We start from the raw sequence: 17,129 nt of genomic DNA, 5'->3' as shown, positions 1-17,129 counted from the left end.
CCTCCATCAGTGTCCGAGATAGGCTTCGATCACGGCAGGGTTCGCACGAATCTCGTCGGGTTTGCCGATCGCAAGCACCCTGCCTTCCGCCATCACCATGACGCGCGAGCACAGCGACATCACGAATTCCATGTTGTGCTCGATCACCACGAAGGTCGCGCGCCGCTCGCGATTGATCGCGATCAGCCGTTCCTTCAGATCGCCGAGCATTGTCGGGTTGACGCCACCGGCGGGTTCATCGAGTAACACCAGCCGAGGGCCGCCCATGAAGGCCATCGCCGCATCCAGCAGCTTCTGCTGTCCATAGGACAGGCCGCCGGCCGGCTCATTGGCGAGATGCTCGAGCTTGAAAAAGCCGATCATCTGCTCGGCAGTTGCGGTGAGTCCGGCGTCCGACGGGCCGAACAGGCGGGACAGCATGCTGCCGCGATGCTCCTGGCCGGCGAGGATGAGATTGTCCCGCACCGAGAGTTTCGGGAACACCTGCAGCAACTGGAAGGTCCGGCTGACACCGAGACGGTTCAGCTCGGACGGCCGCTGCCCGGTGACGACCTTGCCGTCGACGCGGACCTCGCCCGAACTCGGCACGAGCTGACCGAGGATGCAGTTAAACAGGGTCGACTTGCCGCAGCCGTTGGGACCGATCAAGCCGAGAATCTCCCCTTCCTGCACGTCGAAGCTGACGCCGTTCACCGCTGTGATACCGCCAAAGCTCTTCTTCACCTCGCGAACGTCCAGAACCGCGGTCATCGCACCGCCTCCAGCTTGGACTGCGCAGCGGCACGCAGCGTCGATGCCGCCTGGGTACGGCGTGCGCTGAGATAGCGATCGAGGATGCCGAGGATACCGGTGGGCGAGTAGATCAGCAGCAGGATCACCGCTGCCGCATAGAGCATCAAATAATAACCTTCAACCACGCGCAGCCATTCCGGCAGCAGCACCGCGATCATGGCCCCCAGGAACGGACCGAACAGGAAGCCGGAGCCGCCCACGATCACCATCATGAGGAGATCGAGCGAGAGCTGCAGGTTGAACGGCACCGGATCGATGTACTGTGTCAGCGGCGCATAGAGCACGCCGGCAACGCCGCCGAGCACCGAACCGATCGCGAAAGCCATCAAGGTGTAGCGCCGGGTATCGACGCCAAGCGATTGCGCACGGATCGGGTTCTCGCGCAAGGCCATGAAGGCTCGCCCCCAGGGGGAGCGGATCAGCCACCACATTGCAAGCGTGACGAGACCTAGCGAGCCGAGACAGAGATAGTAGAACGGCAAAGGCTTGCGGGTCGCAAAGCCGAAGATCTCCGGCCGTGGAATGTTGCTGATGCCGTAGATGCCGTTCGTCAGCCAGCTCTCATTGCGGAACACCAGGAACATCAGCGTCGAGAAGGCGAGCGTGACAAAGGCCAGATAATGATGCTGGACGCGCAATGCGGGATAGCCGAGCAGCCAGCCAACGGCGAAGCACAGCAGGACGACCACGCCCAGCGCAGCAGCCAGCGGCCAGCCATGCGTAGTCAGGATCGCGGCACCATAGGCGCCGATGCCGACGAAGGCGCCCTGCGCCAAAGACACCTGTCCGGCATACCCCAGCGTGAGGTTGAGCCCCATGGCCGCGACGGTCATGACGGCCCATTGGCTCAGGATGAACAGTCCATAGCGGTTGAAGTTCATCGGGACGATGATCAGGCCCGCGATCACGGCGAGGCCGATGGCGATGCGAAGCACTTTACCGTTCGTGCTCATACGGTGCGCTCCTCTGCGCGTCCGAGCAACCCCTGCGGTCGGAACAGGATCACCAGGATCAACAGCACCATCGGGACCGCGGCGCGGTATTGCGTCGACACATAGGCTGCGGCGAGATTGTCGACCACACCGATCAACAGGCCGCCCGCGATCGCGCCGCGCACCTGGTTGAAGCCACCGACGATGGCTGCGACGAACGCCGCCTGCCCCAGCACCTCGCCGCTCGAGAACTTGGCGAGGTAGATCGGCGTTATTAGCAGCGATGCGAGTGCCACCAGCACCGCATTGATCAGAAACGTCAGCAGGATCATGCGCTCGACCGGCACGCCGATGATACGTGCCACCGTCGGATTCTGCGCGGCCGCCTGCATCTGGTGACCGAGTGAGGTACGATTCAACAGCATCGTCAAGCCGAACACGGCGAGAACCGCGACCGCGAGCACGCCGAGGCTTTGCAGCGAGACCGATCGGCCGAGCAGGACAATATCATCCACCGGCACGATCGACGGGAACGGGGACGCCTCAGCGCTGAAGAACTGCTTCACCGCTTCCTTGATCCCGATCGCCAAGGCCATCGTCGCGATCGCCAGCGGCAGCACGCCATGCCGCAGCATCGGATCGACCAGGAGCATCTTGAAGGCGAGCCCGAGCAGCAGCGCAGACAGCAGAATGCCGACGAGGACCGCGAGCCAGAACGGCGCACCGAGATGCATGACCGCGAGCATCAGGAACGCCGGCAGCATCACGAACTCGCCCTGGGCGAAGTTGATGGTCTGTGAAGTCTGCCACAGCAGCGTGAAGCCGACCGCGATCAGCGCGTAGATTGCGCCGGTGGCGAGACCCGCCACGATCAGATCGAGCAGATTGGACATGGTTTCCCCGTGAGCCTTGGGTGAGGCGGCGCCCGACATCCCGACCGGCGCCACCGGCCGCCCGTTCGCCTCAGTTGAGCTTTGGCAACACCTGCTCCACGACTTGCTTGCCGTCGACCACTTCGACCAGAAAGCCCTGCCGGTCGATATCGCCGTTCTGATCGAAGGTCACATCCATCAGGATGTTCGGCTCGTCAGACGTCTTGATGGTCAATCCGTGCAGGGTATCCGCGAACGCCTTGGAATCGACCTTGCCCATCTTCTCGGTGGTCGCCTTGATCATGTAGACCGCGAGATAGCCCTTGAGGCCGTTGTGATCGGGCACGTAGTTGTACTTCTTCACGAAGCGGTCCCGGAACGCCTTGATGGCCTCGACCGGCGCGTCGGTGGTCAGGCCGACATGGCCGCGGGCGCCATTGGCGGCATCGCCGGCGAGCTCGATGACCTTCTGCCCAACCAGCGTGGTCTCGCCGATCAGCGGCGCCGTCACGCCCTGGCGCTTGATCTCCTTGAGGATGCGCGCGCTTTCCTCTTCGTTGACATAGATGAAGACGGCGTCCGGGGCTGCGGCCTTGATCTTGCTGACATCGGCTGCGAAGTCCGCCTGGCCTGCCTCGGTCGACAGGTCCGCGACGACCTTGATGCCGAGGCGATTGAACTCCTTGGTGATGACGTCGCGTCCGCCGCGGCCAAAATCGTTGTTCACCCAGACGACCGCCACCGACTTCGCCTTCAACTCATCATTGATGTACTTGGCCACCTTCGGCATCGACGACTGCTGACCGAAGGATGTGCGAAACAGAAACTTATTGCCGGCCTGCGTCAGTTCGGCCGCCTCGCCGCCCATGATCTGAGTGATGCCCGCTTCGGCAGCGAGCGGGGCGGTGACCTTGACGGAGCCGGAATAGCCCGGCCCGAGCAGGACGTAAGGCTCGGCGTCGAGCGCCTTCTGTACCTGCGCGCGCGCCACGCCCGGGTTGGACTGGGAATCGGCGTGGCTGACCTCGATCTTGCGCCCGAGAATACCGCCCTTGGCATTGATCTCCTCGACGGCCAGATCGATGCCATTCTTCCAATTGTTACCGACGGTGGCGCCACCGCCCGACAGCTCGGCAACATCAGCAATCTTGATGGGTGCCCCGGACTGTGCGCACGCAGAGCCGGACAGCAATACAGCCGAGCAAAAGCTCGCCAAAATGAACGATCGCACGCGTCTCCTCCTCGTTTCTACTCTTCTTGCGTTTCTTGAATTCGATGTTCCGGCTCGTATTGGCCGGTTTGCTCAGGCGGCGTCAACCGCCGGATATCTCTCCGCCATGTGGTCGTCGAAAGCTCGCCCCATGACGTCGGTCGAAGGCGTAAGCCCAGTGAACAGCTCGAACGCGTCGGCCGCCTGATAGATCGCAAGCTCGCGTCCAAGCAGGACCCGCGCGCCCTTGGCTTTGGCCGCCTTCAAGAGAGGCGTCCAGAGCGGCGAGTACACTGCGTCCGCCACCCATAAACCGTCATGCAGCAGCGCGTCGGGTATCGGCGTGCCGCGGTTCGGCAGCATCCCGATCGGAGTTCCATTCACGATCCCCACAGCGCCCTGCACCGCCTGCTCGATGCTGTCGGCTACCACGATGCCTTTCCCGGAAGGCAGCACGCTGGCGAGCCTCTCTGCTCGCGCCCGCTCGGTATCGAAGATGCGCAAGCCCGCGACATCAACGTTCGCAAGTGCAAACGCGATCGCCTTGCCAACGCCGCCAGCGCCGATCAATGCCACGACGCCGTTGCCCGAACCCGCAACAAGGGGCGCCACTGCACGCGCAAAGCCCGTCGTGTCGGTATTATGGCCGATCAGCCGCCCATCACGCACCACGACGGTATTGACGGCGCGCATCGCGGCTGCCTTGGGCGCGAGCTCGTCGAGCAGGTCGACGACCGCCTCCTTGTAGGGATAGGTGACGTTGACACCGGCAAAGCCAAGCCGCCTGACACCTTCGAGCAGGATCGCAAGCTCGGCACGGTCGGCGCCGGCGACCTCGATGAGCTGGTAGTGACAGCGGACCCCGAGCGCCGCGGCAGCCGTCTCGTGCATCGCGGGTGAAGCCGAGTGCGCGATCGGGGCACCGAGCAACCCGGTCAGGAATTTGCGGCCTCCGGATGCGGAAATATCTGGCACGATGGTCGTCGTCTCCGGTTGGAGCTGTCGCGGCTCCGTAAGGACGGTGAAATCAGATGCGGACGATAATGTTTTCGCCAGCTAACACAATTACCCAAATATCCGCCGAACCTAACATGATGTTATCTTTTGCGGCCGGCCGCGCTGGCCCTTGCCACCTGACGTCGTCCCGGCTCCAGCGCGCGCATCTCCGCGCGCAGGCCATCGATGAAGTATTCCGCATAGAGCGATAGCGGGGCGCCGCGCTTGACCGCGACATAGGTGTCGAACCGGGTCGGCTCGGCGATCTTCAGAAGCTCGATGCCGGGATAGCCGCCGTGGGCCACCGTGAACTGGTCTATGATGGCGATGCCGAGCCCTGCCTTTACCAGCGCGCACACGGTGGTGCCGAAGCGAGCCTTGATCGAGATGTTGTAGTCGAGTTTGTTGCGCTCGAAGATCTCGGCCATGATCCGGCCGTAAGGATCGTTGGGATCGATGCCGATCAGCGGATAGCGCGTCATCTCGGCGGCGGAGACCTGCTTGCGGCCGGCGAGTTCGTGCCCCGGCGGCACGATGCAGAACAATTCGCCGGAGGCGAGCGGCAGGAAATCAAGCCCGGAGTGGTCGAGCCGGTAGCTCATCGCTACGCATTCGCCCTTGCCGAGCATCAGATAATCGATCGCTTCCTCGATCTTGAGGATATTGATGTCGATGCCGAGATCGGGATAGCGCCGGCGCACGCGCTCGATGGCGCGCGGCACCATCACCTGCGCGATGCTTGGCACCGAGCCGACACGCAATTCCGAGAGCGCGCCGCGGCCAATGTTAGAGATGATGTAGCTGAGATCATCGACCTTCTCGTAGACGCTGTTGATCTGCTCGAAGATGTTCTGCGCCTCGGGGGTCGGAAAGTACCGGCCGTTCTGGCGTTGAAAGAAACGAATGCCGAGCGAGCGTTCGGTGTATTTCACGAGTCGGCTGACGCCCGGCGCCGACACCTTCAACAGCTTCGCCGCGCCGTTGATGGTGCCGGTCACCATCACGGCCCGAATGACCTCCACTTGACGCAACGTCATCATCGGCGCGGATGCTCCCCGAGATGCACCGAGATCAAGGACTGCCAGGCGGCGTCAGCACCAGCGGCGGGCGCAGCATCGGCTTGGGCCTAGGCGGCAGGGCTCCCGGCGGGGGCTTAACCTCAACCGGCGGCGGCAAGGGGGCGACCTGCTGGTTCGCTGCCACCGGCGGCACCGGAAGCGGCGGCGATCCGGGCGGAGGACCGGACAGCGGCGGCTGCGGCGGTGGTTGCTGGCGGGGCCCACCCGGCCTTGTGCGGCGCGGATCGCGTCCAGGCACCGGCACATCGGTCAGGCTTGGCGGTGCGCTCCCGGCCCCCGAGGGCGACGGCAGGGAGGCGGTGGACGAGGGATAGGACGGCGGCGGCTCGCCCCGCGCGATCGCATCCAACCGCCGCGTCTCGCGATCGATGGCGCGCACCGCAAGCCAGGACGACAGCGAGGTGACATCGACACTGCGCTGCAGCCCGTCGGGCGTCCCGACCACGAACAGCTGGATTTCCGGGCGGCTGCTCTCGTTGCCGATCGTCGTCGTGATCAGGCTGGCGCGAATATCCGCCTGATCGGCCGGGATATCATAACCGCCGGAGACGATCGCGCGCGCGTCCTTGGCGTCCAAAGTCGTCGCACTGACGCGCAGCCGCCCATCGCGGATGACGAACGGAATCTGCGCGGACGCCACCGCCAGCGATCCCGTGGTCAGCAGCGGCTCCACGATCTGCCGAAGCTTCACATCGTCGGTGATCTGGCCGGCGTCGAAGGCACGCAGCGCCACATCGAAGGCGCGTGGATCGAGACCCGGAATCGAAACACCATCCAGCGTGACGGTGCCGTTGCCGGCAAAGGCGCTGGTCAGCGCCTGCACGCTGCGCCCCTCGCTCGCAAGCGCCATCTGCGCGGAGATGCGGCCGGCGGGCATCGCCAAGCTGCGGTAGTGCAACGCGTTGCCATCCACGTTCGACAGCTCCAGGCGGCCGCTCAGCGCCAATCCATTGGCATTCGGCCGTGCATCGAGCGTCGCCGCGACGTCGCCGCCGCCAAGCCGCCCCTTCAAATTCTCGACCGTCAGGCTCTGCCCATCGCTCTTGATCGTGCCGCCAATCGGGCGCAATTCGCCACCGCCCGGCAGCGCAGCGCTGAGCGCCTGGAATGACACCCGACCTCTCCACCCCTTCAAGAACCCCGGACCGAGCGGCTCGGCGGCATCATGGCCGGTCGCACCGACCACAAGCGCGAACATCTGCGGCAGGTTCAGCGCGTCCAGCCCAAGCTCGCCGTCGATCTGCCTGTCGTCGTCGAGCGTGAGCGCGAGGCGCCCGCGCAGCCGTGCTCCGCCGATGAGGCCATCGATGTCGTCCAGGCTGAGCCGGCCAGCGACCAAACCGACGCGAGCGAACAGCCGCGCGTTCTGCGCCGCCGCAGCCTGCGCGCCGAATCCGGCGAGCGGCGCCAGGTTCGCATTACGGACCCGCAGGTTCAGATTAGCCTTGAGCAAATCGGCCGCGGGCAAGGACCAGGACCCGGACGTGGTCTCGAGCGTGCCCTGCACATCCCCGTCGAGACCCACGCCTGCGATCTTCGCGGTGACGCGCAAGGGCGCGCGCCAATTGCCCTTGATGTCGGCATCGAGCACGGCCGGGCCGCTGCCCGCCGCGGCGATGCGATTCACGCCAAGCAAAGCGAGCAACAGGTTGCCCTGCTCCGCCGAGATCTTCGCATCCAACCCGACATCGGTGCGGCTGATCGCATCTAGATCGAAATTGCGCAGCGCCGAGGCCGCCGGCTTTGCGGTCAGCGTCGTCGTCCCTTTGATTTGCGGAGCTTCAAGGTCGAGCACGGCTTTGGCCTGCGCGCGATCGGCGCTCGCCGGATCCCTGGCAAGATCAAGCGCAAGCTTGAACCGCGCCGGCCCTGGTTGAACCGCGGCCTTCTCGAGTTGCGCAGCCAGGTTCGGCGCAAATGGCTGCAGCAGAGCCGTGATGTCGTGGAGCGACGCCGCGTTCGTGGTCAGGCTGAGCCGTCCGGTTGCGTCCGTGCGGTCGAACCGGCCCGATCCCTCGCTGGTCACCCCTCCCTGGCTGAACTTGACCTGATCGACCGTGATGCTCTTCGGCCCGTACGACGCTTTGGCTGTGAACGGACGAAAGTCCTGGCCGCTCCATGTCGCGCGTCCAACGTCGATCGCGATGCTCGCTTCGTCAGGCCACTGCCCCGATGATCCGGCGAGCGAGCGGGCCAGCGCCGTGGCGGCATCGACGTCGAGCCGCTCGCCCTTCAACGCCGCCTCGAAGCGCGATCCTGCGCCGCTGGACGGGGTGATCAGTGCCATCCGGCCCTCGACCGCCCCGCTGTCCATCTCGGCCTTCAGACTTTCGATAGCGACACGGTCGGACCCGATATTGACATTGCCACGCAAGCGTAGCGGCCGTTGGCTGCGATAGCTGGTCTCGGTGCGGCCCTGCAGCCAGGCGACCAGCGCGTCGGGATCAGCCGAATCGAGATCGAGTGCGCCAGAAACACTCGACGTCGAAGCGGCCGACGCCCCCGCTGTCCTGAACGTCAGATGGGTTGCGCCGGGCGCCTTGAGATCGACCTGTTCCAGGCTCCATGACGCAGGCTCGTTGTGCAGCCTCGCTGAAAAATCCTGCACCGGACGTCCGGCGAGTGTGATCTGTTCGGTCGAAATCTGGATGTCCGCAGGCAGCGGCAAGGTCGGCAGCCGCGCCAGCCAGTTGCGCAGCTCCGGCAGCGCCTGTGCCGGAACGGTCGCCTTGCGATCCGTATTGCCGTCGATGCCAAGCAACCGGTCGGCATCGAGCCGGCGCGCCGATAATGCGGCGCGCAGCAGCGGTGCCGCGCCAAAGCGCACATCGCCGTTGCCGGCAAATTTCAGCGCCCGCTCCTCCCGGCCGAAGCTGAACTCGATCTGGTCCAGTTTGGCGACCGAAGAATCGGCTGCCACCTTGGCCGTCATCCGCCAGGGCGCATCGCCGATGGCTTGGTCCTTGGCATCGACCGGCTTGGCCTTGCCTTGTTCCTTGGACTGTCCTTTGGGCGGCGGCGAGGACAAGGTCAGCGCACCGGCAAAGCGCGGCGAGCGGTTGGCAAAGCTGATCAGGCCCTCGACATCGGCGGCCACCGGACGCTCGCCCGGATCGATGTTGAGATGCACGCGCAGGCCGCTGGAATCCTTGTCCTGGCTAGAGGACACGCGGAACGGATAGCGCACGCCGAGAACCGAAACCGCGCCGTCGCCGCGCAGCGAGCCGGCAAGCGAGCGGACATCGCCGGAAAACACGATGTCGGTGAGCTCGAGCGTCGAGTGGCTGACCGCGTCATGCAGCGCGACGCGGCCGGTCAGGTTCAGACGATCGATCGACAGCGCAGCCAGATTGAACCGGCCGCCTCCGCCCGCCAGATCGACGCGGCCCTTCGGATCGAGCCCGAGATCGGCGGCCATGCCGCTGACCGTGAGCTCATTGGCGCGCCATTCTCCCCGCATCAGGTCGCCGAGGCTGAACTCGACATCGAGCTTGTCGGCGCGCAGCTTGCCGAGATCATTCGCCCCGCCGAACGTAACCTGGCGCAGCCGCAAGGTCGGCGTCGGCAACAGGCGCGCATCGAGCGCGCCCGCGACCCGCACAGGCACCCCGATCACCTGACTGGCTTCGGCCTCGAACTGCGGCCGGAACTGGTTCCAATCGACGAAATAAGGCCCAATCAGCGCAGCCAGGAGCGCAAGGATGAAGGCAATCGCCAATCCGAGCAGGGTCGTCTGCACGGGGTCTCCCTCAAAGGACAACGCTCCGGCGCCTAACCCTCAAACCCGCGGTGCGGCGCCGCCCCACCAGATATCGATGCCGGAGCGCCACATCATATAGGACGAAGTGCGGCGAAGTCACAGCATCATGCGATAAATGGCCTGCGCCGCACAACCGCCGTTAGCGAAATGGTTACCAATGGGCCGGCAGCCGTTTCAGGCCGCGCAGCACGAAGGTCGGCCGCCAATCCGGATTGTCCGGATCGTCCAGCTTCAGCTCCGGCAGCCGGCGCAGCAGCGTTCCGATCGCCACCTCCGCTTCGATGCGGGCGAGCTGCGCGCCGAGGCAATGATGGATGCCGCCGCCGAACGACAAGGGTTTCACATTGGGCCGGGCGATATCGAGTTGTTCCGGGCGGTCGGGATAGACGGCCGGGTCGCGATTGGCTGAGCCGAGCAGGCACAGCACGGTCTCGCCCTTGGGGATGCGCTTGCCGCCGAGATCCTCGATATCCTCCAGCGCGACGCGGCCGGTCAGTTGCACCGAGGAGTCGTAGCGCAGGAACTCCTCGATCGCATTGGTGATCAGCTCCGGGCGCGCCTTCAACAGCGCCAGCTGATCCGGATTGCGATAGAGCGCGAGCAGGCCATTGCCGATCAGGTTGACGGTGGTCTCATGTCCGGCGCCGAACAACAGGATGATATTCGCGGTCAGTTCCTCATGGCTGAGCTTGGCGCCGTCTTCCTCGGCCTGCAGCAGCTGCGTTGTCAGATCGTCGCCGGGCTGGCGTCGCCGCAACTCGAACAGCTGCTGGAAATAGGCCTTCGAGACCGCGTTGCCGGCATTGCCCTCCGCGATCTCGGCCGGCGAGAGCGGCACCGGATCGAGCAGGCGTCCGCCTTCGCGCGAACTCTTATAGAAAGCTTCGCAGTGCTCCTCCGGAATTCCGAGCATCTCGCAGATCACGGTCACCGGAAGGCGGAACGCGAAATCCTCGATCAGGTCCATGTTCCCGCGCGGGATCACCTCGTCGAGCGTCTGGTCGACGATCTGCTGGATCCGCGGGCGCATGTCCTCCACCCGCCGCGCCGTGAACGCTTTCACGACGAGGTTGCGCAGGCGCGTGTGATCGGGCGGATCCTGCTGCAGCATCCACAGGCTCATACTGCGGAAAATCGGCTCGTCCATGATCTTCGGGCCGTAGCGGCGGATGCTGCGGGGGACGAAGTCCTTGCCGAAACGCTTGTCGCGCAGGACGAGGCTCGATTCCGCATGGCGGCTCGCGAGGAAGGCGCCGAACGGCGTCACATGCATCGGGTCAGTTTCGCGCAGCTGCTGATAGAAAGGATAGGGATCGCGGATGAACTGCGGCGACAACGGATTGAACAGCGGCGCGGCCGGCTTCGCCTGGACAGTCTCGGCCTGGACATGCTCGTTCATGGTCGTTCCTCTCCTGATTTTTCGTTTTGGCCGATTAGCTCATCTGGAGAGGGGCATGGCAAGCGAAATCCTGATCACCTAAATCCATCATGGGACCTCGGTGGCCGGCTTCAGCCGGTGCAATTGGCCGGCGACCGCGCGGACTTTCCGCGGCGCGGCACACCACACTGCGACCGCCGAGACGAGACACGCAGCGATCGCGATCGCAAAACCGGCCGTGTAGCTCGCCGTGAGATCGTAGAGCACGCCGGTGACCCAGGGGCCTGCCGCGCCGCCGCACAGGCCGATCAGCATGATCGTGCCGAAGATCGCCCCGAAATGCGGTCCTTGAAAGATCTCCAGGACCACGGCGCCCATCACCGAGGTGATGCCGTAGCCGAGCACGCCCTGGCTCGCCACCATGACATAGACCAGCAGCAGGGTCGGCGAAGCCTTGAGCGCGATCAGGGCGGCGAAGCAGATGGCAAAGCCGACACAGCTCAAGACCCAGACGGCCTCGCGCCCGATCCGATCCGACACATGACCGAGTGCGATCTGGCCGGGAATGCCGAGCAGGCTGACCGCACCGAGCGCCCACACCGCGACGTTCGGGCTGAAGCCGATCTCGAGCAGATATTTGGTCTGGTGGACCTGGACCGCGTACCAGATGTACAGGCCAAAGAAATAGCCGATCGCAAGCCACCAGAACCTCATCGTGCGCAGCGCGCGCGGCAAGGTCCAATCGACGGCGGCCCAGGCAGGATCGACGATGTTGGAGACCGGCTTCGCCGCCGAAGCCAATGGGACGGCATCGCCATCGGGCCGCAGGCCGAGCTCGTCCGGCTTTTTGCGCAGGAGCAGATTGATCGGCGCGAGCACGATCAGCACGAGGAGGCCCATGGCGGTGCAGGCGGTGCGCCAGCCGGTTTCGGCAATCATATGCTGCACCCAGGGGAGCAGCGTGACCGAGCCGATGCCGACGCCTGCAAAGGCAACGCCGATCGCAAGGCCGCGCCGGCGGATGAACCAGTTCGGCAGGAACAGCGATTGCCCGGAATAACCGAGGCAGACGCTGCCGGCGCCGACCATGACGCCTATGGTGACGTAGAGATGCCAGGGCTGCGACGTCAGTGGGGCCAGCAACAGCCCGCCGGCCATCAGCGCCACGCCCAGCTCCATCACCGCGCGCGGGCCGGTGCGGTCCATCAGCCGGCCGATCAAGGGACTGACGATTCCCGATATCACGAAACCGAAGGAGAACGCGCCGGCGGTGATACCGCGCTCCCAGCCGAATTCGGACAGGATCGGCGGGAAGAACAGCGAGAAGGCGGTTCGTGCATTGACGCCGATCGCCATCGTGACGAAGGTCACGGCGACGACGACCCAGCCATAGAAGAAGGGCAGTCGCATTGTGTCGTTTCTCTCCCTGGTCACTCTTCGCATCATTTGTGCGCGAACGGGTCAAGGACTTTGTGGGTTGGAGCGGCTGATGTCACTTACGTCGGAGGTCAAGACGGCCATGTTTGTTTGCAACGCGCTCGCGGCGTCATTGCGATGAGCGTGAGCTCCGAAGGAATCCAGAATCGTCGCCAAAATCTTCACTGGGTTCTGGATTGCTTCGCTTCGCTCGCAATGACGGAAGCGGCATGCGTTCATAGTCCCGCGGCGCGATTTGCGTCCGAGCTTTGCTCATTCGGTGACCCTCTTCAAGAAAGAGGGTGCAGGGAAGGCCGGGCATCGACTGATACCCGCGGCCCCCGTGCGATAAAAATGCACGGGGCAGGAACCACAGGCTCAGCCGGATGATCCGGCCTTCCCTGCGCGATGGCTTTAACGGCTGCTTCGCGTTCTCCTCGGTGCACCGGGCTTTTTGGCCACCGTAACCGCGCGAGGCGAAGCCTCGTCGCGACCGCGACAACGCGCTTTCGCGCGTTGCGCGGGATACCAGCGTCGGGGTATCAGGACCGCGCGACTTGACCGTACGTGATGACATCGTTCGTCCGCGCATGAGATGCGCTGCAATGACATCACGTCCACCGCATCCCGCGCTCAACGTTCGTGACGATCGCGAAACGCCCTCTTATCGAGTGCAGGACGCACGGATCATCGTTGTGATTTGCCCGACGCCGCAAGCGAAATTGGCCGCGACACGTTGGCACGACGGGCAGTCACACATCACTCACACCGCCGCCATCTCGCGGATCTGACGTGTGGCGGCCTGCGCGATCAGCTTGCCGAGCGCGGCAAAGTCCTCCTTGCGCGGTGAGGTCTTGCGGAAGGCGAGTCCGACCACGCGCTTCGGCTCCGGATCGGAGAAGCGCATCAGCTTGATGTCGCCGCGGCGGCATTCGACGTCGACCGAGAGCTCGGGCAGCAAGGTCATGCCGAGCCCGTTCGAGACCATCTGCACGATGGTCGAGAGATTCGAGGCGCCGAAGGTGTCGATGTTGTCGACGCGGCGCAGGTTGCAGAACGACAGCGCCTGGTCGCGCAGACAGTGCCCCTCCTCCAACAGCAGCAGCCGGTCCTGCTGCAACAGCTCGGGCGTCGCGCGCACGCGATTGGTCGAAATCTCCCGCGATTTCGGCAGCGCCAGCAGGAAGCGATCGGTAAACAGGCGAATGGTTTCGATATCGGGGTGATCGACCGGCAGCGCCAGCAGCAACAGATCGAGCCCGCCGTCGAGCAACTGCGCGATCAGGGTTTGTGTCTGGGTCTCGCGCAAATGCAGGTCCAGATCGGGAAAGCTTCTGCGGATCAAGGGCAGTGCGACCGGCAGCACGTAAGGCGCGAGCGTCGGGATGACACCGAGATGCAGCGTGCCGGCGAGCACGCCGCGGTGACAGTGCGCGGTGTCGATGATGTCGCGCACACTGGCGAGCACGCGTTCGGCGCGCGCGGCGATCTCGCGGCCCGCCTCGGTCAGGATCACGCCCTTCCGGCTGCGCTCCAGAAGCTGCACGCCGAGCGTCTGCTCCAGCTCCTGGATCTGCATCGAGAGCGCCGGCTGTGTCACCGCGCACCGTTCGGCAGCCCTGCCGAAATGCGACAAACGCGCGACCGCATCGAAATAACGCAGCTGCTTGAGGGAGATATTCATGATCAGAATTCCTTATTATGTCCAAAAAATACTACGATTGGAGCTGATCATCAATCGTCTGTAGGTTCCGGTCAGATCTGGAGACATCACTCATGCGCAGACGGTCGATGGTTTTTCGCGTCCTTGCCTCCGCCGGTGCGGCAAGCGTCGCTACGCTCGTGTATCTCGGAACGGCGCTGGACTTGCGGGCCGGCGCGGCGGACGAGCCGGTATCGTACGTTCCGAGCGTCAGCGATCTCATGATCGCGACCATCCAGCCGCGTCACATCAGGCTATGGATCGCGGCTCACGAGGGAAATTGGGAGTTCGGCGCCTATGAGCTCGGCAACCTCAGGGGCGCCTTCAATCGCCTGGGGCGCGCCCATCCGACCGTCGAGAACAATTCGCTTCCCGACATGGTCAGTGCTGTCACGCAGCAGCCGTTCGCCGAACTTGCAGCGGCGGTGAAGGCGAAAGACATGGCCGCATTCGACAAGGCCTATGCCGACCTGACCTCTGGCTGCAACTCCTGCCACCAGGCCCTCAATCGTGGCGTCGTCGCAATCAAGGTCCCGCAGGATGCGGCCCTGGACGACCAGGATTTCGGTCCGAGGTCACAGTGACTCGATCGGAATCGTGACCGCCTGACCTGCGAGCTTTCGTACAAGACGCGCAGGGTTGGGCAGAGCGGAGCGTGCCCCCTGCAGGCCCGATCACGCGGCCGCGGCAGTCTCATTCGCCGCATGGAACGCGTACACGTCCATGCGCAGCACGCCGTAATTGGCACTGTTGTGCAGCCGCTCGACGCGCGCCCCCTCGCCGGCCGCCCCGAGCGCGGCAAACAGCGGCAGGAAGTGCTCCTCGGTCGGATGGTTGTTGCGGGCATATGGCGCGAGCTGGCGATAGTCGAGCAGATCCGCGATGCGACCGGCGATCGCCGCCTCATGCACCCAATCGGCGAAGGCATCGACCCAGGGCAGCGCCGGAGCGTTCAGCTCGGGCCGCCGTATCCGGAACTCGGCGAGATTGTGGGTGAAGCTGCCGCTGCCGATGATCAGTACGCCCTGCTCACTGAGCGGCGCCAGCGCCCGGCCGAGCGCGAGATGGTGCTGCGGCCCGCGCTCGGTCTGGATCGAGAGCTGCAGCACCGGAATATCGGCCTCCGGATACATCAGAAGCAGCGGCACCCAGGCGCCGTGATCGAGACCGCGGCTGCGGTCGATCGATGCCGCGAAGCCGGCGCTCTTGAGCCGTGCCGCGATGTCTTGTGCGAGCTCCGGCGCGCCGGGCGCGGGATAGCGCAGCTCATAGAGCGCACGCGGGAAGCCGTAGAAGTCGTAGATGGTGTCGTTCACGGCGACCGCGTTCACCTCGGGCTCGGCCGTCTCCCAATGTGCCGAGATCACCAGGATGGCCTTGGGCCGCGGCAGGCTGCGGCCCAGATCGATCAGAAACTGCCGCGCTGGCGCGTCTGTCAGCGGCAGCATCGGCGACCCGTGCGACACGAACAGGCTCGGCAGTGTCATGTTCAACCCTCGGCTAATGGAGCGGGCTCGCAAGCCGTCAATGTGCGCTGCGCAGCGCGCCGCTGGCAAGGTTCGCGCGCGGCGCACGCAACGCGAAGGCACCATCACCGAGCAGCGCCTGCACGATCAGCGCCACGGCCCAGAACGCCGGATATTCCCAGCCGCCCCTCGGATTGTTGAAGAAGAAACCGGCCGCGCCATGCACGGTGAAGATGGCGCCGAGCAGGATCGGCACCGCGGCGAGCGCCGCCCAGCGGGTGTAGAGACCGAGAATGAGCGCGATGCCGGCCAGGATCTCGGCGGCGATGACGAGGTAAGCGAGCTCCGCCGGCAGGCCGATGCTGCCGAAGAATTTGGCCGTCCCGGCCGGGGTGAACACGAACAGTTTCAGGCTGGCGTGGGCCAGGAACAGTCCGCCCAGGGTCAGGCGAAGCAGAAGCGCGGCATAGGGTGCGGTGCGGGAATCGATCATCTCAGCCTCCAGTAGGAATCGCTCGCAAAGATATGGATCATTTCCCGAGGGGCGATAATCTGGTATCCGGGAAAGATAGTTCACACCAATAGAGTGAAGTGAATGCTCGACCGCCTGACCGGGCTCGAAGTGATGTCCAAGATCGCCGGGAGCGGCAGCCTCTCGGCCGCCGCCCGGGCGCTCGGGATGTCGCAGACCATGGTGACCAAGCATCTGGCGGCGCTGGAAAGCCGGCTCGGCACCAAGCTGTTTCATCGCACCACGCGCCGGCTCGCCATCACCGATGATGGCCGGCGCTATCTGGAGCTCGCCGAACGCGTGCTCGGCGATTTCGAGGCGGCCGAGGCGGCGGTCTCGGCCGATCGGATCGAGCCGCGCGGGCTGCTCCGCCTCAACGTGCCGCTCGCCTTCGGTATCCGTCAGATCGCGCCGCGGCTCGCCGAATTCGCCCGGCACTATCCCGGCGTCACGGTCGAACTCGGTCTTAACGACCGCCTGGTCGACCTCACCGAGGAGGGCTGGGATCTGGCGATCCGCATCGGGACCTTGCGCGATTCCAGCCTGGTCGCGCGGCGGCTGGCGCCCTGCCGCATGGAGGTCTGCGCCGCGCCATCCTATCTCGCAGCCCATGGGACCCCGCGCACGACCGCGGAGCTCGCAGGTCACAACTGCCTCGGCTACACCCTGGCGCAGGCAGGCGCAGGACGCTGGCGCATGGGCACCTCCAGGAGTGTCGACATCTCCATCACCGGCAATCTGCGCGCCAACAATGGCGATGCGCTGCTGGCGGCCGCGCTCGCCGGCCAGGGCATCATCTATCAGCCGACCTTCATCGTCGCCGACGCGCTCCGTGAGGGACGGCTGGTGCCGATCACGCTGGAGCTGCCGGCCTCCGATCTGCTTGCGGTCTATGCCGTGTACCTGCCGGATCGCTCGCCCTCGGCCAAGGTCCGCGCCTTTATCGACTTCATCGCCGCCGCCTTCGCGCCGGAGCCGCCATGGGATCACGGGCTTGCCTGACCCGATGAATCGC

The 17,129-nt window shown here is 64.9% G+C and carries 14 protein-coding genes; 2 read left to right on the top strand and 12 right to left on the bottom strand.

Annotated features, from left to right (window positions below; genetic code table 11):
• Nucleotides 1–6 precede the first annotated feature (6 nt).
• From QX034_RS19475 to QX034_RS19430, 10 genes are all read right to left on the bottom strand, one after another.
• A complete protein-coding gene (locus QX034_RS19475; RefSeq protein WP_315700899.1) occupies nucleotides 7–750 on the bottom strand; it encodes an ABC transporter ATP-binding protein in 744 nt (247 codons plus the stop codon).
• Nucleotides 747–1,745 carry a branched-chain amino acid ABC transporter permease gene (locus QX034_RS19470; protein ID WP_315700900.1) on the bottom strand — a complete coding sequence of 333 codons (999 nt, stop codon included), beginning with the start codon at nucleotides 1,743–1,745 and terminating at the stop codon, nucleotides 747–749. Before QX034_RS19470 ends, QX034_RS19475 begins: the two co-directional genes overlap by 4 nt.
• Nucleotides 1,742–2,617, bottom strand: coding sequence for a branched-chain amino acid ABC transporter permease (locus tag QX034_RS19465; RefSeq protein WP_315700901.1), 876 nt, complete (start codon nucleotides 2,615–2,617; stop codon nucleotides 1,742–1,744). The genes QX034_RS19470 and QX034_RS19465 overlap by 4 nt, the downstream gene beginning before the upstream one ends.
• A gap of 70 nt (nucleotides 2,618–2,687) precedes the next feature.
• Nucleotides 2,688–3,827: an ABC transporter substrate-binding protein gene (locus tag QX034_RS19460; protein WP_315700902.1), complete on the bottom strand. Its 1,140-nt coding sequence runs from the start codon at nucleotides 3,825–3,827 to the stop codon at nucleotides 2,688–2,690.
• Between the two features lie 72 nt (nucleotides 3,828–3,899).
• Nucleotides 3,900–4,781 carry a shikimate dehydrogenase gene (locus QX034_RS19455; protein WP_315700903.1) on the bottom strand — a complete coding sequence of 294 codons (882 nt, stop codon included), beginning with the start codon at nucleotides 4,779–4,781 and terminating at the stop codon, nucleotides 3,900–3,902.
• A gap of 122 nt (nucleotides 4,782–4,903) precedes the next feature.
• Nucleotides 4,904–5,842 carry a LysR family transcriptional regulator gene (locus QX034_RS19450; protein ID WP_315700904.1) on the bottom strand — a complete coding sequence of 313 codons (939 nt, stop codon included), beginning with the start codon at nucleotides 5,840–5,842 and terminating at the stop codon, nucleotides 4,904–4,906.
• Nucleotides 5,843–5,873: 31 nt separating this feature from the next.
• Nucleotides 5,874–9,620, bottom strand: a complete 3,747-nt coding sequence (locus QX034_RS19445) for an AsmA family protein (protein WP_315700905.1) — start codon at nucleotides 9,618–9,620, stop codon at nucleotides 5,874–5,876.
• Between the two features lie 172 nt (nucleotides 9,621–9,792).
• Nucleotides 9,793–11,040 carry a cytochrome P450 gene (locus QX034_RS19440; RefSeq protein WP_315700906.1) on the bottom strand — a complete coding sequence of 416 codons (1,248 nt, stop codon included), beginning with the start codon at nucleotides 11,038–11,040 and terminating at the stop codon, nucleotides 9,793–9,795.
• 87 nt (nucleotides 11,041–11,127) lie between these two features.
• Nucleotides 11,128–12,429, bottom strand: a complete 1,302-nt coding sequence (locus tag QX034_RS19435; RefSeq protein ID WP_315700907.1) for an MFS transporter — start codon at nucleotides 12,427–12,429, stop codon at nucleotides 11,128–11,130.
• Between the two features lie 769 nt (nucleotides 12,430–13,198).
• On the bottom strand, nucleotides 13,199–14,119 hold the full coding sequence (locus QX034_RS19430; protein WP_315700908.1) for a LysR substrate-binding domain-containing protein: 921 nt from the start codon (nucleotides 14,117–14,119) through the stop codon (nucleotides 13,199–13,201).
• Nucleotides 14,120–14,226: 107 nt separating this feature from the next.
• On the opposite strand from QX034_RS19430, the gene QX034_RS19425 reads away from it, so the two are divergent.
• A complete protein-coding gene (locus tag QX034_RS19425) occupies nucleotides 14,227–14,721 on the top strand; it encodes a cytochrome family protein (RefSeq protein WP_315700909.1) in 495 nt (164 codons plus the stop codon).
• A 90-nt stretch (nucleotides 14,722–14,811) separates the two neighbouring features.
• Here QX034_RS19425 and QX034_RS19420 read toward each other — a convergent pair whose 3' ends face one another.
• Together QX034_RS19420 and QX034_RS19415 are read right to left on the bottom strand one after the other, a co-directional pair.
• Complete coding sequence (locus QX034_RS19420) at nucleotides 14,812–15,624, bottom strand: class III extradiol ring-cleavage dioxygenase (protein WP_315700910.1); 813 nt, start codon at nucleotides 15,622–15,624, stop codon at nucleotides 14,812–14,814.
• A gap of 37 nt (nucleotides 15,625–15,661) precedes the next feature.
• The gene (locus QX034_RS19415; RefSeq protein WP_315700911.1) at nucleotides 15,662–16,096 is read right to left on the bottom strand and encodes a DoxX family protein; all 435 of its coding nucleotides are present in this window, start codon (nucleotides 16,094–16,096) and stop codon (nucleotides 15,662–15,664) included.
• Nucleotides 16,097–16,198: 102 nt separating this feature from the next.
• On the opposite strand from QX034_RS19415, the gene QX034_RS19410 reads away from it, so the two are divergent.
• Entirely contained in the window at nucleotides 16,199–17,116 is a 918-nt protein-coding gene (locus tag QX034_RS19410; RefSeq protein WP_315700912.1) for a LysR family transcriptional regulator, read from the top strand.
• Nucleotides 17,117–17,129 lie beyond the last annotated feature (13 nt).

This window comes from Bradyrhizobium sp. SZCCHNR3119 (genome assembly GCF_032487775.1).
Taxonomy (GTDB): Bacteria; Pseudomonadota; Alphaproteobacteria; order Rhizobiales; family Xanthobacteraceae; genus Bradyrhizobium.
Note: the sequence above shows the minus strand (reverse complement) of the source record. Positions and strands in the feature narration are given on the sequence as shown.